The organism is Pseudomonas sp. SC3(2021) (assembly GCF_019856535.1).
GTDB classification, from domain to species: Bacteria; Pseudomonadota; Gammaproteobacteria; order Pseudomonadales; family Pseudomonadaceae; genus Aquipseudomonas; species Aquipseudomonas monsensis.
The window spans coordinates 5543830-5567140 of the sequence record NZ_CP082236.1 but is presented as its reverse complement, the minus strand read 5'-3'; the positions used below and the strand labels follow the sequence as shown (position 1 = coordinate 5567140).

22 protein-coding genes are annotated in these 23311 nt (G+C 61.8%); 7 read left to right on the top strand and 15 right to left on the bottom strand.

The features are described from left to right. Nucleotides 1–20: 20 nt before the first annotated feature. The 5 genes from glcF to K5Y35_RS24700 form a co-directional block, all read right to left on the bottom strand. Nucleotides 21–1241 carry a glycolate oxidase subunit GlcF gene (gene glcF / locus K5Y35_RS24720; RefSeq protein ID WP_222833214.1) on the bottom strand — a complete coding sequence of 407 codons (1221 nt, stop codon included), beginning with the start codon at nt 1239–1241 and terminating at the stop codon, nt 21–23. A gap of 2 nt (nt 1242–1243) precedes the next feature. Further along, on the bottom strand, nt 1244–2293 hold the full coding sequence (glcE, locus tag K5Y35_RS24715) for a glycolate oxidase subunit GlcE (RefSeq protein ID WP_222833213.1): 1050 nt from the start codon (nt 2291–2293) through the stop codon (nt 1244–1246). After that, on the bottom strand, nt 2293–3792 hold the full coding sequence (gene glcD / locus K5Y35_RS24710; RefSeq protein WP_123467558.1) for a glycolate oxidase subunit GlcD: 1500 nt from the start codon (nt 3790–3792) through the stop codon (nt 2293–2295). The genes glcE and glcD overlap by 1 nt, the downstream gene beginning before the upstream one ends. Nucleotides 3793–3981: 189 nt before the next feature. Continuing rightward, nucleotides 3982–4908, bottom strand: coding sequence for an alpha/beta fold hydrolase (locus K5Y35_RS24705; protein WP_222833212.1), 927 nt, complete (start codon nt 4906–4908; stop codon nt 3982–3984). A gap of 21 nt (nt 4909–4929) precedes the next feature. Next, entirely contained in the window at nt 4930–6384 is a 1455-nt protein-coding gene (locus K5Y35_RS24700) for a flavin-containing monooxygenase (RefSeq protein ID WP_222833211.1), read from the bottom strand. Nucleotides 6385–6573: 189 nt separating this feature from the next. On the opposite strand from K5Y35_RS24700, the gene K5Y35_RS24695 reads away from it, so the two are divergent. The 3 genes from K5Y35_RS24695 to K5Y35_RS24685 all read left to right on the top strand — a co-directional run bounded on the left by K5Y35_RS24695 (nt 6574) and on the right by K5Y35_RS24685 (nt 10287). Continuing rightward, on the top strand, nt 6574–7647 hold the full coding sequence (locus tag K5Y35_RS24695; protein ID WP_123467564.1) for a diguanylate cyclase: 1074 nt from the start codon (nt 6574–6576) through the stop codon (nt 7645–7647). Nucleotides 7648–7803: 156 nt separating this feature from the next. Beyond that, nucleotides 7804–9042, top strand: a complete 1239-nt coding sequence (locus K5Y35_RS24690; RefSeq protein WP_222833210.1) for a M20/M25/M40 family metallo-hydrolase — start codon at nt 7804–7806, stop codon at nt 9040–9042. 942 nt (nt 9043–9984) lie between these two features. Then, entirely contained in the window at nt 9985–10287 is a 303-nt protein-coding gene (locus K5Y35_RS24685) for a hypothetical protein (RefSeq protein ID WP_123467568.1), read from the top strand. A 133-nt stretch (nt 10288–10420) separates the two neighbouring features. On the opposite strand, the gene K5Y35_RS24680 is transcribed toward K5Y35_RS24685, so the two are convergent. From K5Y35_RS24680 to K5Y35_RS24645, 8 genes are all read right to left on the bottom strand, one after another. Then, a complete protein-coding gene (locus K5Y35_RS24680) occupies nt 10421–11290 on the bottom strand; it encodes an oxaloacetate decarboxylase (RefSeq protein ID WP_123467570.1) in 870 nt (289 codons plus the stop codon). A 355-nt stretch (nt 11291–11645) separates the two neighbouring features. Further along, the gene (gene astA / locus K5Y35_RS24675; RefSeq protein ID WP_222833209.1) at nt 11646–12680 is read right to left on the bottom strand and encodes an arginine N-succinyltransferase; all 1035 of its coding nucleotides are present in this window, start codon (nt 12678–12680) and stop codon (nt 11646–11648) included. Between the two features lie 61 nt (nt 12681–12741). Next, nucleotides 12742–13758 carry an arginine N-succinyltransferase gene (locus K5Y35_RS24670; RefSeq protein ID WP_123467574.1) on the bottom strand — a complete coding sequence of 339 codons (1017 nt, stop codon included), beginning with the start codon at nt 13756–13758 and terminating at the stop codon, nt 12742–12744. Between the two features lie 118 nt (nt 13759–13876). After that, a complete protein-coding gene (locus tag K5Y35_RS24665; RefSeq protein ID WP_222833208.1) occupies nt 13877–15226 on the bottom strand; it encodes an APC family permease in 1350 nt (449 codons plus the stop codon). Nucleotides 15227–15314: 88 nt separating this feature from the next. Continuing rightward, nucleotides 15315–16067: an N-formylglutamate amidohydrolase gene (locus K5Y35_RS24660; protein WP_222833207.1), complete on the bottom strand. Its 753-nt coding sequence runs from the start codon at nt 16065–16067 to the stop codon at nt 15315–15317. Further along, entirely contained in the window at nt 16051–17382 is a 1332-nt protein-coding gene (locus K5Y35_RS24655; protein WP_222833206.1) for a glutamine synthetase family protein, read from the bottom strand. The genes K5Y35_RS24660 and K5Y35_RS24655 overlap by 17 nt, the downstream gene beginning before the upstream one ends. Then, nucleotides 17379–18023: an isochorismatase family cysteine hydrolase gene (locus K5Y35_RS24650; protein WP_123467582.1), complete on the bottom strand. Its 645-nt coding sequence runs from the start codon at nt 18021–18023 to the stop codon at nt 17379–17381. Before K5Y35_RS24650 ends, K5Y35_RS24655 begins: the two co-directional genes overlap by 4 nt. Nucleotides 18024–18025: 2 nt before the next feature. Next, nucleotides 18026–18880 (bottom strand): MurR/RpiR family transcriptional regulator, encoded by an 855-nt coding sequence (locus tag K5Y35_RS24645; protein ID WP_123467584.1) that lies wholly within the window; start codon nt 18878–18880, stop codon nt 18026–18028. A 148-nt stretch (nt 18881–19028) separates the two neighbouring features. Here K5Y35_RS24645 and K5Y35_RS24640 point away from each other — a divergent pair, with 148 nt between their 5' ends. Beyond that, nucleotides 19029–19781: a histidine phosphatase family protein gene (locus K5Y35_RS24640; protein WP_315985704.1), complete on the top strand. Its 753-nt coding sequence runs from the start codon at nt 19029–19031 to the stop codon at nt 19779–19781. After that, the gene (cobF, locus tag K5Y35_RS24635; RefSeq protein ID WP_222833205.1) at nt 19781–20536 is read left to right on the top strand and encodes a precorrin-6A synthase (deacetylating); all 756 of its coding nucleotides are present in this window, start codon (nt 19781–19783) and stop codon (nt 20534–20536) included. The genes K5Y35_RS24640 and cobF overlap by 1 nt, the downstream gene beginning before the upstream one ends. A 112-nt stretch (nt 20537–20648) precedes the next feature. Here cobF and ftrA read toward each other — a convergent pair whose 3' ends face one another. Continuing rightward, the gene (gene ftrA / locus K5Y35_RS24630) at nt 20649–21623 is read right to left on the bottom strand and encodes a transcriptional regulator FtrA (protein WP_222833204.1); all 975 of its coding nucleotides are present in this window, start codon (nt 21621–21623) and stop codon (nt 20649–20651) included. A 101-nt stretch (nt 21624–21724) separates the two neighbouring features. Between ftrA and K5Y35_RS24625 the strand changes: the two genes are divergently transcribed. Further along, entirely contained in the window at nt 21725–22153 is a 429-nt protein-coding gene (locus tag K5Y35_RS24625; RefSeq protein WP_123467592.1) for a rhodanese-like domain-containing protein, read from the top strand. A gap of 106 nt (nt 22154–22259) precedes the next feature. Here K5Y35_RS24625 and K5Y35_RS24620 read toward each other — a convergent pair whose 3' ends face one another. Further along, nucleotides 22260–22463 (bottom strand): hypothetical protein, encoded by a 204-nt coding sequence (locus tag K5Y35_RS24620; protein WP_222833203.1) that lies wholly within the window; start codon nt 22461–22463, stop codon nt 22260–22262. 63 nt (nt 22464–22526) lie between these two features. Between K5Y35_RS24620 and K5Y35_RS24615 the strand changes: the two genes are divergently transcribed. Further along, nucleotides 22527–23306: an ABC transporter substrate-binding protein gene (locus K5Y35_RS24615; protein WP_123467594.1), complete on the top strand. Its 780-nt coding sequence runs from the start codon at nt 22527–22529 to the stop codon at nt 23304–23306. Nucleotides 23307–23311: the final 5 nt, after the last annotated feature.

Below are 23311 nucleotides of genomic sequence, written 5' to 3'. Positions count from 1 at the left end.
AACGAAGAATCCTACGAACTTCATTCTGCCAACGACTGATCCACCAGTTCGATCCAGTGTATTACCGGTGTACGACCGGCGCTGGCCAGATGGCTCTGGCAACCGATGTTGGAGGTGACGATCAACTGCGGGCGGCCGCTTTCCAATGCGTTGAGCCGGTTGTCGCGCAGTTGTCGGGCGATTGTCGGTTGCGTCAGCGAATAGGTGCCTGCCGAACCGCAGCACAAATGACCGTCCGGCACGGCAGTGAGGTTGAACCCGAGGCGCGTCAGCAGTGCTTCCACCGCGCCGCCGAGTTTCAGCGCGTGCTGCAAGGTGCACGGACAATGCACGGCGATCCGTCGTTCGCTGGCGGCACAGGCCTGTTCCAGCGGTTCACCGGCAAGGATCTGCACCAGATCCAGGGTGCGTTCGCTGATCAGTCGCGCCTTGTCCGCGTACGCCGGATCGTTTTCCAGCAAATGCCCGTAATCCTTGATGAAGGCGCCGCAACCGCTGGCGGTCTGCACGATGGCTTCGACGCCGTGTTGCAGGTGCGGCCACCAGGCGTCGATGTTCTGCCGGGCGCGGTCGAGGCCTTTGGCCTGGGCGTCGAGGTGATAGTCGAGGGCGCCGCAACAGCCTGCCTCGACCACAGGGGTGACGCTGATGCCGAGCCGGTCGAGCACCCGCGCGGTGGCGTCATTGGTGTTTGGCGACAGCCCCGGCTGCACGCAACCCTCGAGCAACAACACCCGGCGTGCATGCCGTGGGGCGGGGCGCACCCCGGACGTTGGCGGATGCTGCGGCAGCTTGCTTTCAAAGATCCGCGGCAGCAGCGGCCGAAAAGTGCTGCCAACCTGTAGCAGGCCTTTGAACAGTCGCGGATTCGGTGCCAGTGCGCGCAGGCCCTCGCGCAGCAGCCGCTGTGCAGCAGGGCGCGGCACCGCCTGATCGACCACCGCGCGACCGATGTCGAGCAGGTTGTGGTAGTCGACACCGGACGGGCAGGTGGTTTCGCAATTGCGGCACGACAGGCAGCGGTCCAGATGCAGTTGCGTCTGTGCGGTGGCCGGTGCGCCTTCGAGTACCTGTTTGATCAGGTAGATGCGCCCGCGCGGGCCGTCGAGTTCATCGCCAAGCAATTGATACGTCGGGCAAGTGGCGTTGCAAAAGCCACAATGCACGCAGGTGCGGAGGATTTTTTCCGCCTCGGCGGCGCGGGGCAGCTGTCGGGACTGTTCGCTGAGGGTGGTTTGCATGGCTAGAACTCCGCGTACATCCGGCCAGGGTTGAACAGCCCTTGCGGGTCGAGTTGCGCCTTGAGTTGCCGGTGATAGCGCAGCAGTGTCGGGGCCAATGGCTGGAAAGGCGACTCGCTGGCGCCGTGGCTGAAGCACGTCGCGTGGCCGCCGAGTGCCTGGGCGAGGACATGAATGTGCTCGACGTCGGATTTCAGCCAGCGTTGCGCCCCGGCCCAGTCGATCAGTTGTTCGCCGGGCAGCTCCAGCGGGCCGAGATTGTTCGGCAAGGACACGCGCCACAGCGGCAGGCCTTCGTTGAAAAACGCCAGGCGTTGTTCATTCAGATCGCACCAGAACACCGAATCCAGTGGCTCGCCACCGAGGCGTTGATGCGCCGCCGTCACCGAACCTTCACCGCCTTCAAGACGCAGATAAAGACTCTCGCCATCGTGGCAGGCGGCGCTGATCGGCAGCGGTTGCTGGCCCCATTCGGCCAGATTGGCCAGCGCCCGCGCGCAGTCGATATCGAGGCGGATGCTCAAGCACTGGCGCGGTTTGGGCAGGACTTTCAGCGAGACTTCGGTGAGCACGCCAAGGCAACCGAAACTGCCGGCCATCAGGCGTGACAGGTCATAACCGGCGACGTTTTTCATCACTTCGCCGCCAAAGCGCAGGTGCTGGCCGAGGCCGGTGATCACCCGGGTGCCGAGGACAAAATCCCGCACCGAGCCGGACCAGGGGCGTCGCGGCCCGGACAACCCGGTGGCGATCATGCCGCCGACCGTCGCGCCTTCGCCGAACGCCGGAGGTTCGCAGGGCAACATCTGCCCGGCCGCTTCCAGTGCCGCGAGCAGTTCCGACAACGGCGTACCGGCGCGCACGCTGACCACCAGTTCGGTCGGCTCATAACGCACGATGCCGCGATGGGCGCGGGTGTCGAGCACTTCACCGGCCACTTCGCGCCCGAGAAAGGCTTTGCTGTTAGCACCCTGAATTTTCAGCGGCGTGGCGTTGGCCCGGGCCTCGTTGACCTGTTCGAGCAACGCATTGGCGGCATCGAAGTCAGCCATCAGAAGCGCTCCAGCTCGGGGAAGGGCAGTTGCCCGGCGTGAATATGCATCGCTCCGAATTCGGCACAGCGATGCAGGGTCGGAATGTTCTTGCCGGGATTGAGCAGGCCCTGTGGATCGAACGCGGCTTTTACGGCGTGGAACAGGCTCAGTTCGTCGCTGTTGAACTGTGCGCACATCTGATTGATTTTTTCGCGGCCGACGCCGTGTTCACCCGTGATGCTGCCGCCGACCTGCACGCACAGTTCGAGAATTTTCCCGCCTAGGGCTTCGGCGCGGTGCAGTTCCCCCGGCTGGTTGGCATCGAACAGAATCAGCGGATGCATGTTGCCGTCGCCGGCATGGAACACGTTGGCCACGCGCAAGCCATATTCTTCGCCGAGGCGCGCGATCCCTTGCAGAACGCCGGGCAATTCGCGGCGCGGAATGGTGCCGTCCATGCAGTAATAGTCCGGTGACAGGCGACCGATGGCGGGGAAGGCGTTCTTGCGCCCGGCCCAGAAGCGCACGCGCTCGGCCTCGTCACGGGCCTGGCGCACTTCGATGGCGCCGGCCTCGGTCATGACGTCGCGCACCCGCTGACAATCGTCGTGGACATCGGCTTCGACGCCGTCGAGTTCGCACAACAGAATGGCTTCGGCATCGACCGGATAACCGGCGTGGATGAAGTCCTCGGCGGCACGAATCGCCAGGTTGTCCATCATCTCCAGACCGCCAGGAATGATCCCCGCCGCGATGATGTCGGCCACCGCACGGCCGGCCTTTTCCACCGAGTCGAAACTGGCCAGCAGCACCTTGGCAACCTGAGGCTTTGGCAGCAATTTGACCGTGACTTCGGTGATGATGCCCAGTAAACCTTCAGAGCCGGTGAACAGCGCCAGCAAATCGAAACCCGCTGAATCGAGGGCGTCGCTGCCCAGTGTCAGGCGCTCGCCTTCGATGGTCAGCACTTCGATTTTCAGCAGGTTGTGCACGGTCAGACCGTATTTCAGGCAATGCACGCCGCCGGCGTTTTCAGCGACGTTGCCACCGATGGAACAGGCGATTTGCGAAGACGGGTCCGGCGCGTAATACAGGCCGAACGGCGCCGCTGCCTGGGAGATCGCCAGATTGCGCACACCGGGCTGAACCCGTGCGGTACGTGCGGCGGGGTCGATGTGCAGGATGTTGTTGAAGCGTGCCATCACCAGCAACAGGCCTTTTTCCAGCGGCAGGGCGCCGCCGGACAATCCGGTGCCGGCGCCGCGAGCGACCACCGGGACCTGGTGCTGATGACAGAGTTTGAGCAGGCTCTGCACCTGATCGAGACGTCGGGGCAGGGCGACCAGCATCGGCGTGGTGCGGTAAGCCGAGAGGCCATCGCATTCGTAGGGCTTGAGTTCGTCGTCGCGCCAGAGAATGTCGAGATCGGGCACGGCGCGTTGCAAGGCTTCGAGAACCCTGGCCTTGTTCACCTCGGGCAAGGGCCCGTCGAGGCGCTCGTCATACAGAATGTTCATCTCAGTCCCGCAACCTTTGTAAGAGAGGGGCACCCCTGTGGCGAAGTCGTTTGCTCGCGCTGGGGCGCAAAACGGGCCTGATCCAGCCAACACAGACTGTCGGGTTTAACCCGCCGTCAGCTGTGGGCCTGCTGCGCAGCCCGGCGGGAGCACGTTCCTTCACTACAGAGGGCGGATGGGGCCTGCTGATCATCGTTGGTTGCCGAGGAATTCCCGATACAACCGCGCGGTGTTCCCCGGTTGTTCGACCATCGGCATATGCCCGACGTGATCCCACACCTCCACGCGCAGATTGGCGATGCCCTTGCTCCACACCGGCACACTGCTGACGTCGATCAGCCGGTCCTTGCGCCCCCAGAGCAGCAGAGACGGACATTTGATGTCAGCCAGTTTCGGCTCCATCGGTTCACTGGCGCGGAAATCGCGGAAGATCTCCTCCAGTTCATCGCGTTGCTGTTCGTAGCGCTGAGCAATGGCATCCAGCACCAGCTTCGGCACCCACGGCGGCGACGCCATGGTCATCGCGTAAAAACGCTGGAAGTCCTCCCGGGAATTGATCAGGAACGGGTTGTGCCCTCGGGCCAGGTGGCGCTCCATGTCGCTGGCCTCCGGGGCCGTGACGCCGGCCGGGTCGATCAACGCCAGCGAGGCGATCCGGTCCGGGTAAGTTGCCGCCAGCCACGCCGCGATGTAACCGCCCATCGAGTTGCCGATTACATGGACTTTCTCCACGCCGCAGACATCGAGCAGTTGGATCATGCGCTTGGCTTGCACCGCGATGTCGTAGCCGCCGCCAGCCTTGAAGCCGGTTTCACCGTGGCCGGCCAGATCCGGAATGATCACCCGATACTGGCGCACGAAGTGCCGGGAGAAGCGCAGCCACAGATTCTTGTCGGCGCTATAGCCGTGCAGCATTAGGATCGTGCTGGCCGCTTCATAGGGCCCGCCTTGCCAGGTCGAAACGGTCATCTCGGCGATCGGCACTTCGATCTTGTGCAGCTTGTACAGTTTGGCCTCGACGGCCATGTTCAGGTCATACAGCCAATGACCGACCGCCGGATAACTCAACCAGCTCCAGGCCACGAAAACCGCTAGGGCGACAAACAGCAAAAGCATCGACGTCTTCCTTTTACGTGTTCAGGACAGAATGTGGTCGGCCGGTTTCAGCGCCCGGGTCAAGCGGTGATAGCTGAAACTGAAGCCGGGAAACATTGCGATCACATGACCGCTCTTGCTTTGATACCAACTGTGGCAGCCACCAGACTTCCACACCGTGCGTTCCATTTCCCGGTGGATCATCTCAGTGTAGGTACGTTCCGCCTCCGGGCGCACTTCGATGCTGCGCAGGCCTTTGGCTTGCACGGTGCGGATGCAGTCGAGGATGTAGTTCATCTGCGACTCGATGATGAACAGCGCCGAGGTGTGGCCGATGCCGGTGTTCGGCCCGGTGACGATAAACAGATTGGGAAAGTCGGGCAGGCTGGTGCCGAGGTAGGCGCGTGGGTATTGGGCCCAGACATCTCTGAGTTGCACGGCGTTTTTTCCGCTGACCGGGTAGGAAATCACCCCGTCGGTGGCGTCGTAACCGGTCGACCAGATGATCAGATCGACCTCGATGTGCTGGCCGTCCTGCGTGTTGATGCCGCGCTCGTCGAGCGAAGTGATGCCTTGTTCACGGGTGTGCAGCGTCACGTTGGGCCGGGTCAACGCCGGGTAATAGGTGTTGGACAGCAGCACGCGTTTGCAGCCGATGGTGAAGTCCGGTGTGAGCTTTTTCCGCAGCGCCGGGTCGCGCACCTGGCGTTCCAGCAGACGCAAGGCCTGACGCTGGACCATGCGGATGGCCGGTCTCGAATATTTGAACGCGATCACCCGCGTTTCGAACTGCCAGTAGATCAACCAGCGCAACAGCTTGTAGGCCGGTTTCACACCCAGCAGCCAGCGTTGCAGCGGCCCGAACAGACGATCGGCGCGAGGCAGCACCCAATGCGGCGTGCGCTGGAACACGTGCAGTTGCGCGACGTCGGGGGCAATCGCCGGAATCACCTGCACCGCGCTGGCGCCGCTGCCGACGATGGCCACGCGTTTACCGCGATAGTCGTAGTCATGATCCCAATTATTGGTGTGAAAGGTCTTGCCCTGAAAGCGCTCCTGGCCGGGGATCTGTGGGATCACCGGTTGGCTCAGCGGGCCGGTCGCGTTGATGAGGAATTGCGCATGGAACGTGCCTTTGGCGCCGGTATGAACGGCCCAGCGTTTTTGCTCGTCGTCCCATTCGACACGCTCGACATTGGCTTGCAGCTCCACCCGCTCGCGCAGGCCGAACCGGTCGATCACGTGCTCGGTGTAGCGGTGCAGCTCGGCCTGTTCGGCGAACATCTGCGACCAGCGGTAAGAGGCGAACGACAGCGAATACAGCGGCGATGGCACGTCCACCGCGGCGCCGGGGTAGGTGTTCTGACACCAGGTGCCGCCGAAGAAGTCCCGGCGCTCCAGCAGGCGAAAATCGTCGATCCCGGCCTTGAGCAGGTTGACCGCCGCGCACTGGCCGCCGAAACCGCTGCCGATGATCAACACGTGGTAGGTGTGCATGGGGCTCCTTCTTATAGTTGTTTTTTCGTTTTCCTCCTTTCATGTATAGCCAAATATTTGCACTGTGCGCAGCGGTAATGTCGCTCTATTCAGCCCGCTGGCCGGTGATGGCTATTTAACGTTGCCCTGATAGACTCCCAACACATCCGTCCTACGGTGTGCAGGTTCCGTCGAGTGGTCGAGGCCCTTATGGGAAAAACGGGAGGAAAGGGACTTTCATTGGCCAGGAGGCTTTACACGTCGCGAATCCTCGGGCTGTTGCTTGGGCTTCTCTGCGTGTCCGTGGCGATGCAAGCCCTCGATCCGCCGCTGTGGGTCTGGGCGTTGATGCTGTTCAATGGCCTGATCTGGCCGCATCTGGCCTTTCAATGGGCGCGCCGCGCCGAGGTGCCTTTCCACGCCGAACACCGCAACCTGTTGATCGACGCCTTTCTTGGCGGCTTCTGGGTCGCTGCCATGCATTTCAATCCGCTGCCCACGGCAACGACCATTTCGATGATGGCGATGAACAACGTCGCTATCGGAGGATCACGCTTTCTATTGGCGGGCTCCGCGGCGCAGTTGCTCGGGGTCGCCGTCGGCCTGGTGGTTTTCGCGCCGGCATTCATTCCGCAAACCTCACCCGCGCAGATGTACGCGTGTTTCCCGTTATTGCTGCTGTACCCGTTGGCACTGGGCTGGATCTGTTTTCGCCAGGCCTACACCCTCGGCCTGCATAAACGTGAGTTGCTCGCGCTGAGTCGTACTGACAGCCTCACCGGACTGCTCAATCACGGCGCCTGGAAGGATCAACTGGAGATCGCTTTTCAGCGTTGCAAACGGCAGAAACAGGGCGCGGCGATCGCGCTGATCGACATCGACCATTTCAAGGCGATCAATGACACCTACGGGCATGTCGCCGGTGACATCGTGCTGCGCCAGTTGAGCAAGATGCTCAAGCAGAACCTGCGCGCCACCGATGTCGCCGGGCGCTACGGCGGGGACGAGTTCTGCGTGATTCTTCCGGAGCTGCCGCTGTTCAACGCGGCGCAAGCCATGGAGGCGCTGCGCGAGCGCTTTGCCGTTCTTGGCTATGAGCAGAACCCGGCGTTGAAGGTCAGTTTGAGTATCGGCCTGGCGGCGTACGATCCCGCGCATGCCGACGCGACGCGGTGGCTCAATGATGCCGATCAGGCCTTGTATGAAGCCAAGGCCAGTGGCCGCAATCGGGTGATCTGCAATTGCGAGAGCCTGCCGAAGCAACCGCAGCTCGACTCGGTCTGAGCCGCTTGCGACTGATCCTGTAGACGCTGGCAGGCCAGCTAGCGGCCACAGGTTTCGGGTGCGGTCGGCCAAGTCAGCGTCGTATTGGGTGTAGAGCCTTGCGTCAATGTCGGGTACGGTTTCAATCCACCCCCGACGCGAAACAAGGATTGATTCATGACGTGCTCATTTTCCCGCTCTCTGCTGGCCGCCAGCCTCGGCCTGTCTCTCACGCTCTCGGCCGCCGTGGCGTCCGCCGAACCGCACAAACAGGTGCTCGCCGACGCCGAGCAATACCAGCCCGAAGCCCTGAAACTGTTGGAACGTCTGGTCAATATCGACTCCGGCTCCGGCTACGAGCCGGGGCTCAAGCAAGTCAGCGACATTGCCGTCGATGAGCTGAAGAAGCTTGGCGCCACGATCGAACGGGTGCCGAACACCCCGGAAAAATCCAGTCACGTGCTCGCTACCCTGAAGGGCACCGGCAAGGCAAAGATCCTGCTGATGGCGCACATGGACACGGTGTTCAAGGAAGGCTCCGCCGCCGAACGGCCGTTCCACATCAAGGACGGTCGCGCCTACGGGCCGGGGGTGATGGACGACAAGGGCGGCATTGTCGCCGGGATCTATGCGCTGAAAGTGCTGAAGAACCTCGACTTCAAGGATTACGCGCAAATCACCTTCCTGCTCGATGCCAGCGAAGAAACCGGCTCGGACGTCGCCACCGACCTGATCAAAAAAACTGCCAAAGCACACGACGTGACCCTCAATCTCGAACCGGGGCGGCCGGCGGATGGCCTGGTGGTATGGCGCAAGGGCAGCGCGACGGCGCTGGTCGAGGTCAAGGGCAAAGCCGCGCACGCCGGCGTCGCCCCGGAACTGGGGCGTAACGCGGCGATGGAAGCCGCGCACCAGATTCTGCAACTGGGCAAACTCGGCGATGAGGCGAAGAAAACCACCATCAACTTCACCGTGCTCAAGGCCGGTGACCGCACCAACGTGATCCCGGATCAGGCCACGGCCAAGGCTGACGTGCGCGCGGCGGTCCCGGAAGAGTTCGACCGGATCGAGAAGGATCTGGCCCGGGTGTCGCAGGACAAGTTGATTGCTGACACCGAAGTGAAGACTTCACTCCAGCGCGGTTTGCCGCCAATGCCGCAGACGCCCGAGTCGGATCGCCTGATGGCGATGGCCCAGAGGATTTACGGCGAGATCGGCCGCAAACTGACCGAGGAGGGCAGCGGTGGCGCGGCGGATGCCAGCCTGTCGGCCGGGATGGGGACGCCGACACTGGATGGTTTCGGGATTGTCGGCGGTAATATTCACACGCCGGAGGAGTACGCCGAAGTGGCGAGCGTGGCGCCGCGGATTTATCTGTTGTCGCGGATGATTATGGAGTTGGCCAAGCCGCGGTGAGTGGGTTTGTGGTGTGACTGATGCGGGTGGGGTGTCAGGTGCATTTGCCCTCACCCTAACCCTCTCCCAGAGGGAGAGGGGACTGACCGCGTTGTTTGTGATCCATGTGGCAACCGGCAGATCAAGTTGAATGCAAATTTGCATTCAATGCGGTCTCTCACGTCGGCGTAGATCCAGAGCAACCCCCAATCAGTTCCCTCTCCTCCGGGAGAGGACTGACCGTGTTGTTTGTGATTAACACGGCGACCTGAAAGATCCATTTGAATTCAAAATCGGATTCAGCGCAGTGTCACAAGTCGGCGTAGCTCCCGAGCATCCCCCAATAGTTCTCTTTCCTGGAGGGAGAGGGGACTGACCGTGTTGTTTGTGATTAACACGGCGACCTGAAAGATCCATTTGAACTCAAAATCGGATTCAGCGCAGTGTCACAAGTCGGCGTAGCTCCCGAGCATCCTCCAATAGTTCTCTTTCCTGTAGGGAGAGGGGACTGACCGCGTTGTTTGTGATGAATACGGCGACCTGAAAGATCCATTTGAATTCAAAATCGGATTCAGCGCAGTGTCACAAGTCGGCGTAGCTCCCGAGCATCCCCCAATAGTTCTCTTTCCTGGAGGGAGAGGGGACTGACCGTGTTGTTTGTGATGAATACGGCGACCTGAAAGATCCATTTGAATTCAAAATCGGATTCAGCGCGGTGTCACAAGTCGGCGTAGCTCCCAAGCATCCCCCAATCAGTCCCCTCTCCCTCTGGGAGAGGGCTAGGGTGAGGGGCTTTTGTGGGAAAAATGGAAGTCGCGAACGGCGCACAAAAAATACCGAAAAGTCCGACAGAAGCGCTCATTGCGGCCGTTAAACGCGGCTCTTATAGTCTCGGCTCGCAGAAAACTCTGCAACGATCTTGGCCGGTCGAATACAGAACCTGACCCTTTTGGAGTGAACTCTATGACCGACCAAGTAATGCCCCGCTTCCTCCCCATCGACACCTACGACGCCGAATCCCCGGTGCTCTTCCTCAACACCCACTCAGAACTCAGCGACATGGCCGCCTGTGCGATGCACCGGTTTGTGGTCGTGCGCGATCTGGCCGACACCTTTGCCAGTCTTAATCTCAAGGGCATTTCCGATTGTGATCTGACGCGGGTGACCAGCGCGGTGCATCTGTTGATGCGCGAGGGCTGTGCGATTCTGGATGTTATTCAGGCGCGGGCGGTGCAGCGGGAGGAGGCTTACAAGACGCCGGTTTAGCGGTGTAGCGGCCGACGCCTTCGCGAGCAGGCTCGCTCCCACAGTGGATCTTGGGTGAACACAATATTCGTGTTCGACACCGATCAAATGTGTGAGCGAGCCTGCTCGCGAAAGGGCCGGTAAAGCGTGTGCATCACTCCTTGACGCTCATGTATTCCTTGGCCCAGAGAATGTATTCCTCAGGCTGGGTATAGGTGTGCGTCAGCTCGGTCGCGCTCAGGTCTGATGCCTGGGTGAAGATCTGCCGCTGTTCGCGCAGGCTGTCGTAGGTCGCCTTGATCGCCGCAAAGTAAGCGCCATGCCCATCAATGGTCACGCGCACACCGAGCTCGGCCAGACGTTTGTCGTCGCGCAGCGCCGGGTTGCCATAGGTGACCAGCATCAGCGGCACGGTCAAATGCTCGGCAATCTGCTCGAGCTGATCGAAATCCTGAACCCCGACCATGCAAATCCCGTCGGCGCCCGCCGCCTGATACTGCTTGGTGCGGCTGATGATTTCCTGGTTGGGCAGAATGCCGGCATTGGTGCGGGCGATGATCGCCATTTCCGAATCGACCCGGGCTTCCAGCGCCGCACGGATTTTGCCGACGCCTTCGGCGACCGTGATCAGGTCGGTGGATTTGCGCCCGAATTGTGCGGGCAGCAGGGTGTCTTCGATGGTCAGGGCGGCGACGCCGGCGCGTTCCAGTTCGACGATGGTGCGCATCACGTTGAGGGCGTTGCCGTAGCCGTGGTCGGCGTCGGCGATCACCGGCAATTGGGCGACGCGGCCGATGCGGGTGGCCTGTTCGGCGAACTCGCTGAGGGTGATCAGGGCAAAGTCCGGAGCGCCCAGCACCTGCAACGAGGCCACGGAACCGCCAAGAATCCCCACTTCAAAACCCAGGTCAGCGGCGATGCGGGCGGACATCGGGTCGAACACCGAAGCCGTGTGGTAGCAGGTGTCGGAAGCCAGCAGTTGACGGAAACTACGGCGCAAATCTTGATGGGAAAGCCGGGTCATACGAGTTCCACCAATACAAAGGAATGGAAGGCTTGAGCAAATGTGTCAACGCCGAAGGATGAAAAGGCTATCACGCGAATGGGTCAAGGATCATGACGAATTTGCGAGGGTGACCGGGGAGGGGGGATTCTGCGCTGAAAGGATTCATCAGCGATCAACGCTATAGGAGGGGATTTACCTATGGATACCTGATTGATTGGTGGCGAGGGGATTTATCCCCGATGGGCTGCGAAGCGGCCCCTGAGCCAATCACCTGCCTTCTTCAGCTCCGTCGCATTTACCGATTCTGCGAATGCTGCGCAGTCGAACCGGGATCAATTCCCTCGCCACAGGGAATCTCCTGGCAGATGACGATTCAGGCCGCGACCGCCTGCTGCTGTTGATTGGGCAGCATCACTGCGCGCACTGAGTTGCCCGGTTGCAGTTGCAGGCGTTTGGCTGTGAGGCGGTCGATCACCAGGCTGCTGCCGACCCGACGGGCCCGCGCGACGGTGATGCGGCAGTTTTCCAGGCGACGGTTGTGGATCAGCCACAGCGGCGCCTGCTCGTCCGGGGTGCCGAGGCTCAGGGTCAGCTCCAGGCTGTCGCGCACGGTGCGAATGCTGCGCACTGGCGCTTCGATCACCGGGCCACCGTCGAAAATGTCGATATAGCCCTTATGGGCGAACCCCTCGGCCTGGAGGATTTTCAGTGCCGGTTCGGTGTTGGGGTGCGCCTGACCGATGGCCGCTTGCGCCTGTTCGGTGAGCAGGCAGGTGTACAACGGCTGACGTGGCATCAGTTCGGCAATGAACGACTTGTTGCCCAGCCCCGACAAGTGGTCGGCATGGCTGAAGTCCATCTGGAAGAAGTGCCGGCCCAGACTGTCCCAGAACGGCGAACAGCCCTGTTCATCGGCGCTGCCGCGCAGTTCGGCAATCATTTTTTCGCCGAACAGGTGCGGGAATTCGGCAACGAACAACAAGCGCCCCAACGACAGCAGGCGGCCATTGCTGCCCTGACGGTGGTCATACCCCAGAAACAAGGAGCACAGCTCCGACTGGCCGGTCAGTTCGTTGTTGAGGAACAGCGTCGGAATCTGCCGCTGAATGCCCAGGTCCGGGGCCGAACTGACTGTCAGCCCGACCCGATAGTTGTACCAGGGTTCGCGCAGGCCCACGGCCCCGGTCAAGGCGCTGACACCGACCACGCGCAGGTCGTCGTCTTCGAGCACGAACAGGTAGTCGGCGTCGGCACGTTCCACCTGTTCGGCAAACGCCCGTTGCGCCCAGCGTACCCGGTGGGCCAGACGCTCTTCGTTGGCCGGCAGGGTGGTAAACCCCGGGCCGGCCTGTTGCACCAGTGTCATCAAGGCTGGCAAGTCGCTGACTTTAACCGGGCGGACAATCATGCTGTAACTCCTTCTGCGCGCCTGCTCGGGCACTGTCGTTGGGTGCGAGACCGGGCGCGGTTCACAGGGCAATCAGGCGGATCAGGCTGCCGTCGGTCACATTCAGCGCCGCACACATTGCCGGGGTGAGGGCCAGCGGTTGATCGGGGCGGTAATCCAGTTCGGCGACAATCGCCCGGTAGCCGTGCAGCGAGTCGTTGCTCAGCAGGTAACCGCCGCGCGCATCAATGTGCGCCTGTTGCTGCACTTCAAGCGTCTGGCTGCGGGCGATCGACTGGATGTTCGCCGTGCGTGCATACAGGGTCGGGCCGGCATCGAACAGGTCGATGTAGCTGTTGGTTTCAAAACCTTCGCGCTCAAGAATGTCGAACGCTTCCTGGCCGTCCGGGTGAATGCGGCCAATGCATTGCTGTGCGGCGGGCGGCAGCATCGGCACGTAGATCGGGTATTGCGGCATCAGTTCGGCGAGGAACGTGCGGCTCTGCAATCCGCACAGGCGCTCGGCTTCGACGTAGGGCAGGTCGAAAAAGTGTTTGCCCAGCGCATCCCAGAACGGCGAGTGGCCGTTTTCGTCGCTGTAGCCGACGATTTCGGTGATCACCGCTTCGGCGAAGCGCGGCGCGTGGGCGGCGATGAACAGCAAGCGTGCTCGCGACAGCAACTCGGAAAACGGCGTGCGCACCAGTTCCGCGTCGATATGAAAACCGCGCAACAGGGTGTGATCGTTGAGGTCGTGGCACAGCGACAGCGCCGGTACACCGTGCTCGATGTTCAACTCCCGCGAGGCACTGGTGAAGTGGCGGTTGCGCAGACTGTAGAAGGGTTCCTTGAAACCGGCGGTGGCGAGGATCTCCGAGCAGCCGAGCAGGCGTTGACTGTCGAGGTCTTCGAGCACGAAGAAGTAGTTTTCCGGCCCCGGTGCCGTGGCCTCGCTGGCAAACGAGGCGCAGGACGCGGCGATTTTATCGCGCAGGCGTTCACTGTCGTCCGGCAGCGACGTGACGCCGACCAAGCTATCGCGCGCCAATTGTTGCAACTGCGGCAGGTCGCCGGGTTCCACTGGGCGTAAGACCAGCATGGATGTACTCCTGTATCAAAAGGTCCGGCGAATTCGCCGAACCTGACTATCACTGTCGGTGTCCACGCGTTAAATCGGCGGTCGCCTGATCTGTTGTCAGACGCCGCTCTTTTTCTTGTCAGCCGTTGCTCGGGTCAGGCAGCGCGGTACTGGCGCCGAGCTTGTTGAGGAAGAACAGGTACACCAGGCCCAGAGCGATCCAGATCAGGCCGAGTTTCTGCGCATCGACGCCCATGTTGTACATGATGGCCGCGACGATGATGAAGCCGATCACCGGACAGATCAGGTGACGTACGACCTGACTGGACTTTTGCCGACGCCAGTAGTAGTTGATCACCGTCAGGTGCAGCAGCATGAAGCCACTTAGCGCGCCGAAGTTGACCAGCGAGGTCAGGGTGTCGACCGAGTTGATGAACAGGTAGCAGATCACCAGCGACAGCACCGCCACCAGATAAATGCTCAGGTACGGCGTGTTGTGTGTCGGGTGCACCTTGGCCAGCACTTTCGGCAACTTGCCGTCGCGGGCCATGCCGAACAGCAGGCGCGAGACCGCGGCTTGCGAGGTGATTGCCACCGCGACGCCCCAGGCCAGCGCGGTCGCCACCCCGGTCAGGGTCGCCAGCCAGCTGCCAGCGGCGATTTCGGCGATTTCATAGAACGCGGTGTCGGCGGACTTGAAGCCCATGCCTGCTGCCAGATCGGTGGCGATCCAGGTCTGTGCGACGAAAATCACCCCCATCACCAGCAATGTGATCAGCGCCGCTTTGCCGACGCTTTTGCCCGGATCGCCCTTGATTTCTTCCGCGAGGGTGGAAATCGCATCGAAGCCGAGGAACGACAGCACCGCAATCGACACCGCTTGCATCAGCAGGGCGAAGTTGAACGTTTCCGGGTGATACAGCGGCGCCAGGGTCAGCTCGCCGTTGCCGCCGCCGTGGTGCAGGGCGTTCCAGGCGTAGAACAAGAAAATCCCCAGCACCACCAGTTGCGCCAGCAGGAAGATGATGTTCATCCGTGCGGTGAAGGTGATGCCGCGCAGGTTGACGAAGGTGGCGCTGACCAGGAACGCCAGAATGAAGCCGACTTTCGGAATGTCCGGGTACAGGTGATTGAGCGCCATTGCTGCATAGACGTAGAGCAGTGGCGGAATCAGCAGGTAATCGAGCAGCATCAGCCAGCCGGCAATGAACCCGACGTGTTGATTGAGACCGCGCTGCGCGTAGGAATATACCGAGCCGGCGATCGGAAAAGCCTTGGCCATGCTGCCGTAGCTCAACGCGGTGAACAGCATTGCCACCATGCCGATGATGTAGGCCAGCGGCACCATCCCGGGCGCCTCGGCATTGACGTAGCCATACACGCCGAACGGGGCGATGGGGATCATGAAGATCATCCCGTACACCACCAGGTCGGTCAGTGTCAGGCTACGTTTCAACTCCTGTTTGTAGCCGAACTCTTCTATTTCCATGAAGCGCAACTCCTTGTCAGCTTATCGAGCGTTTTTAGTTGTTATGTCGGTCCGTCATTTACAGCATCTGCAGTTTCTACAACATTCGTTACAGCAGTGGCGCCAGGCGCTCGGCCCACAAGGCCACGGCTTGCGGGCTGCGCAGCAGATCGTTGCGCACCTCGATCAGCACCGAATCCAGGCCTCGGGCATCGCCATGCACCGGCACAGTCATGTCGCCCAGCGGGTCGATCTTATACGGCTGATTGCCGGCGACCTTCAGCGCAAGTTCGTCGAGGCCGTCGAGCACACGTTGCGCATAGGCTTTCGCCTGCCCGAACAACACGCCGATTTCCAGCGGTCGTGGCTGGCCGTAATACACCGGGGTAAAACTGTGAATCCCCACCACCCGTACCGGCTGGCCTTTGGCGATGCGGGCGTCGATCAACGTCTGCAAGCGCGCGTGAAACGGTTTGAACAGCGTCTGGCGGCGGTATTCGCGGCTGGCTTCGTCCAGCTCGCGGTTGCCCGGCACCTGGTAAATCTCGCTTTGCGCCGGAATGCTGTCCGGCGCATGGCGTGGACGATTCAGATCAATCAGCAACCGTGAATAGTTGGCGCTCAACAGTGTCGCCCCGAGTGTTTCCGACAGTGCTTCTGCCAGTTGCAGTGCGCCGATGTCCCAGGCGATGTGCTCGCGGGCGGCGGCATCGTCCAGGCCCAGATTGTTCAGGGCCTCGGGGATGTAGCGGCTGGCGTGCTCGCACACCAGGATCAACGGATGCGATGAATCTTCGCGGCTCAGGTTGTAGACCGGGCGGGTGTACAACCCCGACTCGGTGGATTCAGTACAGGCGTGCATAGTGCTCACACAGGTCAGCGGGCGAGAGCTGTTCCGTCAGCGCCAGTTCCTCGGTTTTAAGGGCGTGGTAGGTGTCGAGCAAGGGCTTGGGCAGCCATTCATTGAAGGCTGCACTGTCACGCAGGCAATCCAGCGCCTGGGCCAGCGAGGCGGGCAGGGCAACGATGCCCCGGGCCTTGCGTTGCTCGTCGTTGAGTGAATCGGGAATTTCATCGGTGATGGCGTTCAGCGCCAGGCGCTGTTCGATGCCCAGCCGTCCGGCGATCAGCAGCGCGGCCATCGCCAGGTGCGGCGAGGCGGTGGCGTCCATGGCGCGGAATTCCAGGTTGAACTGGTTGGCCACGGGTTTGCCGCCGAGTGTCACGGTCGGGCAGATGCGCAGCGCCGCTTCACGATTTTGCTGGCCTAGACAAGCATAAGACGCACTCCAGTGATGCGGCTGCAGGCGCTCGTAGGACACCGGCGTCGGAGCGGTGAACGCACACAGCGCCGGCAGATAATGCAGAATCCCCGCCGCCCAATGCTGGCCAAGGCTCGACAAACCGTTGCTGGTGCCCGCGTCGTAGAGCTGCGGCTGACCCGCCAGATCGAGCAGGCCGACGTGCAGGTGCACGCCGTTGCACACGGCATCGGCGGCAGTTTTCGGTGCGAAACTCAGATCCAGGCCCATTTGCCGGGCGATCTCACGGGTGATTTCGCGCACGTTCACCGCACGGTCTGCCGCCGCCACGCCAAGGGTCGGGCGGCAGGTGATTTCGTATTGATGCTTGCCGTATTCGGGCAGGAACATTTCTGGCTCGACGCCACCGGCGCGCAAGGCGCTGAGCAGCCAGCCGCCGAATTCGGCGCCCTGACGCTGGGCTTCGAGGGAAAACGCCAGGTGTTCGGCAAACCCGGCGTGCAGGTTGAATTCGTGTTCGAACGCGGCGTTGACCTGCAGGCCCAGTACGTCGCGATATCGTTCGATTTCGTCACGCAGCAACGTGCGCGGGCAGGCGCCCCACGGGCGGCCATCGGTTTCGCGGATATCACCGTGGATAAAGTCCAGCGCTGGCGCATCGGCGTCCGGGCCGTTGCCGACAGTGACGCGGCTGCTCAGGTCCGGAATCAGCCGCAGATCGCCATAGGCGCCCCACGGGTTGGTCGAGGCGATGACATCCTGCGGCGTCAGCGCACTGTTGGCCGGCACCCAGCCGCAGCCGGCGGCTTGATAATGCTCCAGCTCATCGGTGGGAAACGAGCGGCCACGGGTAATGCCGATCAGGTCGGTGGTGACGATGGTGGTCATCGCCAGCGGCGTCAGGCGTGCACTCATGGGCGCATCTCCTGCAACCGGCCGAGCACGGTTTGCGTGTCGGTGATCCAGCAGTAGCCCTTGATCGCATTCAGGCAGGCGTCATGCCGCGCCGGGGTGTAGGTGGCGCAGGCGTCTTCGACCAGGGTCACCAGATAGCCACGGTCGGCGGCGTCGCGCACGGCCATGTCGACGCACTGGTCGGTGACAATGCCGGCGATGATCAAGTGACGGGTTTCGAGGTTGCGCAGCACGTAGTCGATGTTGGTCGAGTTGAACACCCCGGACGAGGTTTTCGGCAAGACGATCTCGTTTTCCACCGGGGTCAGGTCGTCGATGATCCGCGCCTGCTCACTGCCCTTGGGCAGGTGCATGTCCGACAGCTTGTGGTCCAGCGAGCGGTCGCGGCCGTCGGCGGTCAGGCTCTCGATGATGGTGTGCAGCACGTTCTGCCGCGCTTCGCGAAAGGCGCTGAGCAACCGGCGCTGGTTGGGCACCACCTGCATGTGGGTGCGGGTCAGGAAGTATTCGGCATCCGGTCCGTTCAGGTGCGGGTCGTACTGCGGTTCGAGCCAGGCACGCTGCATGTCCACCAGCAGCAATGCGCTGTGATCGGTGACAAACGGCAGATCCCGCGGCGAGCGGTGGGGAAGGCTGAACATCCTTATTTATCCTCCAGCAGGTGGGTGTTGAAGTCGTTGCGCAGGGCGTCGATGCCTTCCAGGCGATCGGCCAGATCCGGGCTGCGCAGGGTCAGGCAGGCAATCAGCGCCTCGACCTGCGCCAGTGCCGGAACCATGGTGTCGAACGGCGAGGCCGACTCCACCGGGGCGCTGATGATCAGGTCGGCCAGTTCGCGCAGGGGCGAGGCGTAGATATCGGTGAACAGCACCACCCGCGCGTTATTGTGTTTCGCCGCGCTGGCGACACGCAGGGCCTGGGTCTGATAGCGGCGATAGTCGAACACCAGCACCACGTCCTGACGCTGCAGGTCGAACAGTCGGTCGGGCAATTGCGCGTTGTCTTCCAGGGCAAAACAGCCGGGGCGCAGCAAGCGCAGGTGATTGAGCAGGTAGGTGGCCATCAGGCTGCTGAAACGCCCGCCAAAGCAGTACACCTGATGACGTGTATCCAGCAGCCAGTCGCTGAGGATGCGCACGTCTTCGGGCTGGGTCAGCGATTGGGTTTCGACCAGCAGGCGATGGCTGTCGCCCAGGTAATGGCTCCAGGCATCGTCCTTGTGCTGTTGCGCACGTGGCTGCAACAGAGTGCGCGGCGAGCGCAGGCGATGGTCCATGTCGCTGAGCAACGCGTCCTGGAATTCGGCGTAACCACCAAAACCGAGTTTTTTGACCAGACGCACGATAGTCGGATCGCTGACACCGGCGTGTTCGGCCAGGCGTGCCATTGGCCCCAGGCCGTTGCGCGGATACTGATCGAGCAAGGCGCGCACGACTTTGCGCTCTGATGGCGTCAGTTCAAGGCCAGGGTCAGTGATCAGGTCTCTGAGAGGGGGCATCCGGGCTCCTGCTGGATGGGGGGTGTCGAATTCGCTTCACAATCCGTTAAAACAGTATTTATGTAACTGACGCTACATGTCTAGTGAATTTTTCGCCATGTTGAACAGGCTCCAAAAGGGTGCGAAATGCCCGTGTAACAAGGCCTACATGAAAGTCGACCGGCTTTGTAGTCCGTTGCCCATGGTGGTGTCAGAGATTGCCGCTTTTGTAACATTGCGAGCACGCTCCGGCGCGTTTTGTGTTGTCCCGCAGCCCGCGGTTTACGGCACAATTGCCGACCCGTCGGCGTTGCGCCGTTGTTTTTCATGCCTCCTGAGCGAGCGATGCACCGTGCAGACCACCCGTTTGACTTTGATTTGCCATGCGCGAACCGTCGCACAAAAACTGGCGCGTTTTCCTACGAACGAGCCCGTTGAAAATATCGCGCTGGCGCCGGACGCGCTGGCCGCCCGCTACCCCCGGCCGCGCCGCTTGCTTTGCGGCCCCGAGTTGCGCACGCGCCAGACGGCCGCGTGGTTTGGTGCCGATGCCGACGTGGAGGACGCGTTGCGTGACTGCGATTGGGGCCATTGGCATGGCCAGTCGATCAAGGATGTGCAGCGCGAGGAGGGCGAAGCGTTGCACGCGTGGCTCAGCGATCCACAGGTTGTGCCGCCTGGGGGGGAGTCCGTTACGCAACTCGGCGCCCGGGTGGCGGCATGGCTGATGCAAGTACAGTCGGCGCCGGGCCATGTGGTCGCCGTCACCCATCCGTTCGTGGTCCGTGCGGCATTGATGCAGGTTGTGCAGGGCGCGGCGTTCAACGCAATTGATGTCGAGCCGCTGGCGTCGATCGAATTGCAGTTCAACGGTCGATGGCGGCTACGCTTGCCCGGCATAGACCCTGAGGGAGTGCTCTGATGAAACGACTACTGGTGATTGGCATCGGCGCCGGTCATCCGGACTACATCACGATGCAGGCGGTGAAGGCGTTGAACCGCGTCGATGTGTTCTTCCTCATGGACAAGGGCCAGAGCAAGGACAAACTGATCGACCTGCGCCGGGAGATCTGTGCGCGCTACATCACCGATCGTGGCTATCGCTTTGCCGAAGCCCACAGCCCGGAGCGCGAGCGCGGCGAGGTCGACTATATCGCCAGTGTCGATGAGTTGAATCGGCTGAAGCAGCAGACCTTCGAACGGCTGATCAATGATGAATTGTCCGACGGCCAGTGTGGCGGTTTCCTGGTGTGGGGCGATCCGGCGTTGTACGACAGCACGATCCGCATCCTGCAAGCCATTCTGGCCTCGGGCCGCTGTGCGTTCGAGTTCGAAGTGATCCCCGGCATCACCAGCGTGCAGGCACTGGCGGCGCAGCACAAAGTGCCGTTGAACTCGATCGGTTGCTCCGTGGAGATCACCACCGGTCGGCGGTTGGCGGCGGGGCAGGTGAGTGAGGCCGAGAGTCTGGTGGTGATGCTCGATGGCGAAGAGGCCTATCGGCGGGTGGCGGATCCCGCGACGTCGATTTACTGGGGCGCGTACCTGGGCACGCCGGACGAGATTCTGATCAGTGGCAAGTTGGGAGACGTGGCGGATGAGATTGAGCGGGTGCGCAAGGCGGCGCGGGCTGAGCATGGGTGGATAATGGATACCTATTTGCTGCGCCGGCCATAGTCCATTGGCGCCACTGCCGGCCTTTTGGCGAGCAAGCCCGATCCCACGGGAATCAATCACCGCTAAAGCCTGTGGGAGCGGGTTTGCCTGCAAAGGAGCCCCTGGGATCACCTCAGGAATTTGCGTTGTCCCCACGCCCGAACCGCTCCCGATACACCGACGGCGGCACCCCCACCACGCTGCGAAACGCCACGCGAAAACTTTCCACCGAGCGATACCCGCAGCGCTGGGCAATCTGTTCGGTGTGCTGCGGTGTGCTCTCCAGCAACTCTCGCGCCCGTGCCAGCCGTTCATGCTGCAACCACGCCTTGGGCGACTGACCACAGGCCTCGGTGAACCGCCGCAAAAAGGTCCGCTCGCTCATCGCCGCCTCATTGGCCAGATCGCGCACCTCCAGCGGTTGGTGCAAGCGCTCGCGGGCCCACTGCATCACCCGTGACAAATCGTTGCGCGGCGTCGCGCTGACGGGGGTCGGAATGAACTGCGCCTGACCGCCGGTGCGTTGCGGCGACATCACCAGACGCCGCGCCACCGTGTTGGCGACCTGAGTGCCGAAGTCCCGCGCCACCAGGTGCAGGCAGGCGTCGATGCCCGCAGCGCTGCCAGCCGAGGTAATCAACTGGCCGGCGTCGACGTACAGCACGTCCGGATCGACTGCAATGGCCGGAAACCGCTGAGCCAGTTCCGTGGTGTAGCGCCAGTGAGTCGTGGCGCCGTGACCGTCGAGCAGGCCGCTGGCCGCCAGCACAAACACCCCGGAGCAGATCGACAGTAATCGGGCGCCCCGCGCGTGAGCCTGACGCAACGCGTCGATCAACGCCGGCGGCACGGCGGCGTTACGGTCGCGCCAACCGGGAATGATGATGGTACGCGCGTCGGCCAGCAGTTCCAGGCCACCATCTGCCAACACCTGAATCCCGCCCATGGCGCGCATCGGTCCTTGATCGACCGCGGCAATCGCATGCGTGTACCACGGGAAATCGAACTCCGGTCGGGCCAGGCCGAAGATCTCCACGGCGATGCCGAACTCGAAGGTACAGAGGCCATCGTAGGCCAGAATCGCGACCAGTCCTGGTGAGGTGTGCATTTGGCGGAAAATTCCCGGTGGGTGTCTTGTGCGCCACTGTAGCGCCGAGCGCTGGCTCGATAAAGTCTGTTCACACCCGTTCAGATAAAGGAGCAACACCTATGACCAGCCTGGTTCGCGACATTCCTGCCGCCCCCTCGGCCATTGCCCTGATGCATTTCAGCAACCGTCTGACTTTCGAAACCGATTGCTCCGACGTGTACAGCAGCCAGGAAGCCGGGGAAATCGACTTCGTGCTGGTTGATGTACGTGGGCCGCTGGCGTTCGAGCGCGGCCATGTGCCGGGTGCGATCAACATTCCGACACGTCTGCTGACGGAACAAGGGTTGCAGGGCTACGCGAAAACCACCTTGTTCGTGGTGTATTGCGCCGGCCCGCACTGCAACGGCGCCAACAAGGCAGCGGTGAAACTGGCGGCGCTGGGTTACCCGGTCAAGGAAATGCTCGGCGGTGTCACCGGCTGGCTGGACGAAGGGTTCGAACTGAGCCTGCCGCACGCCGCCGGGAGTCCCGTCAACTGCGCCTGCTGAAAGCACGTGCAGCTGTTGCCGAAGACGGCGATCTGTTGAACGGGCCAAGCGTTCCCACGCTCTGCGTGGGCATGCAGCCGAAAGTGTTCTGCCGCCCGAACCAGCGTTAAAAGATCGCAGCCTTCGGCGGCTCCTGCAGTTGATTTGTGAGCCGATCGAGGGCTTGTCCTACAGCCTTTGCACCACGACGGCGCAGCGGTTGACCCCGGTCAATCGCCTTGCCGAATTCCTGTAAGTATTTGTCGCTTAAAAACAATTTGCCCTGTGCGCGGCGCCATAGACTGCCGGCCACTTCGGTTTTTACCGCCAATTGGCCATGACCGAACGCTGAATCGAAGCTGCCAATAAAAGCCTCCGCACACAGGAGTTATAAATGAAGAAGCTAGTGATGTTCGGTGCCCTGGCACTGTCGATGTTGTCCCTGACCGCCGTGGCCGAAGACGCCAAGCCGATCCGCATCGGTATCGAAGCCGGTTACCCGCCATTCTCGATGAAAACCCCTGACGGCAAACTCACCGGTTTCGACGTGGACATCGGTGATGCGCTGTGTGAGCAGATGAAAGTCAAATGCACCTGGGTCGAGCAAGAGTTCGATGGCCTGATCCCGGCGCTGAAAGTGAAGAAAATCGACGCGATCCTGTCCTCGATGACCATCACCGACGACCGCAAGAAAAACGTTGATTTCACCATCAAGTACTACCACACCCCGGCGCGCTTCGTGATGAAGGAAGGTTCCGGTGTCAAGGACCCGCTGACCGAGCTCAAGGGCAAGAAAGTCGGCGTACTGCGTGCCAGTACCCACGACCGCTACGCCACCGAAGTGCTGGTTCCGGCCGGCATCGAGCTGGTGCGTTACGGCTCGCAACAGGAAGCCAACCTCGACATGGTCTCCGGCCGTATCGACGCGATGCTGGCCGACTCGGTCAACCTGAGTGACGGCTTCCTGAAAACCGACGCCGGCAAAGGCTTCGAATTCGTCGGCCCGACCTACGAAGACGCCAAGTACTTCGGCGGTGGCGCCGGCATTGCCGTGCGCAAGGGCGATACCGCCCTGGCCGAGCAGTTCAACAAGGCCATCACCGAAATCCGCGCCAATGGCAAGTACAAGCAAGTGCAGGACAAGTACTTTGACTTTGACGTGTACGGCCATTAATACGC

Bases quoted from the DNA above. Each gene is read 5' to 3' on its own strand.
- glcD (WP_123467558.1), bottom strand. From the start codon at position 3,792: ATGAACATTCTGTATGACGAGCGCCTCGACGGGCCCTTGCCCGAGGTG.
- K5Y35_RS24680 (WP_123467570.1), bottom strand. From the start codon at position 11,290: ATGACCCGGCTTTCCCATCAAGATTTGCGCCGTAGTTTCCGTCAACTG.
- K5Y35_RS24660 (WP_222833207.1), bottom strand. From the start codon at position 16,067: ATGCACGCCTGTACTGAATCCACCGAGTCGGGGTTGTACACCCGCCCG.
- K5Y35_RS24695 (WP_123467564.1), top strand. From the start codon at position 6,574: ATGGGAAAAACGGGAGGAAAGGGACTTTCATTGGCCAGGAGGCTTTAC.
- glcE (WP_222833213.1), bottom strand. From the start codon at position 2,293: ATGGCTGACTTCGATGCCGCCAATGCGTTGCTCGAACAGGTCAACGAG.
- K5Y35_RS24685 (WP_123467568.1), top strand. From the start codon at position 9,985: ATGACCGACCAAGTAATGCCCCGCTTCCTCCCCATCGACACCTACGAC.
- astA (WP_222833209.1), bottom strand. From the start codon at position 12,680: ATGATTGTCCGCCCGGTTAAAGTCAGCGACTTGCCAGCCTTGATGACA.
- cobF (WP_222833205.1), top strand. From the start codon at position 19,781: ATGAAACGACTACTGGTGATTGGCATCGGCGCCGGTCATCCGGACTAC.
- K5Y35_RS24640 (WP_315985704.1), top strand. From the start codon at position 19,029: ATGAAAGTCGACCGGCTTTGTAGTCCGTTGCCCATGGTGGTGTCAGAG.
- K5Y35_RS24705 (WP_222833212.1), bottom strand. From the start codon at position 4,908: ATGCTTTTGCTGTTTGTCGCCCTAGCGGTTTTCGTGGCCTGGAGCTGG.
- glcF (WP_222833214.1), bottom strand. From the start codon at position 1,241: ATGCAAACCACCCTCAGCGAACAGTCCCGACAGCTGCCCCGCGCCGCC.
- K5Y35_RS24650 (WP_123467582.1), bottom strand. From the start codon at position 18,023: ATGTTCAGCCTTCCCCACCGCTCGCCGCGGGATCTGCCGTTTGTCACC.
- K5Y35_RS24700 (WP_222833211.1), bottom strand. From the start codon at position 6,384: ATGCACACCTACCACGTGTTGATCATCGGCAGCGGTTTCGGCGGCCAG.
- K5Y35_RS24665 (WP_222833208.1), bottom strand. From the start codon at position 15,226: ATGGAAATAGAAGAGTTCGGCTACAAACAGGAGTTGAAACGTAGCCTG.
- ftrA (WP_222833204.1), bottom strand. From the start codon at position 21,623: ATGCACACCTCACCAGGACTGGTCGCGATTCTGGCCTACGATGGCCTC.
- K5Y35_RS24655 (WP_222833206.1), bottom strand. From the start codon at position 17,382: ATGAGTGCACGCCTGACGCCGCTGGCGATGACCACCATCGTCACCACC.
- K5Y35_RS24690 (WP_222833210.1), top strand. From the start codon at position 7,804: ATGACGTGCTCATTTTCCCGCTCTCTGCTGGCCGCCAGCCTCGGCCTG.
- K5Y35_RS24670 (WP_123467574.1), bottom strand. From the start codon at position 13,758: ATGCTGGTCTTACGCCCAGTGGAACCCGGCGACCTGCCGCAGTTGCAA.
- K5Y35_RS24615 (WP_123467594.1), top strand. From the start codon at position 22,527: ATGAAGAAGCTAGTGATGTTCGGTGCCCTGGCACTGTCGATGTTGTCC.
- K5Y35_RS24645 (WP_123467584.1), bottom strand. From the start codon at position 18,880: ATGCCCCCTCTCAGAGACCTGATCACTGACCCTGGCCTTGAACTGACG.
- K5Y35_RS24625 (WP_123467592.1), top strand. From the start codon at position 21,725: ATGACCAGCCTGGTTCGCGACATTCCTGCCGCCCCCTCGGCCATTGCC.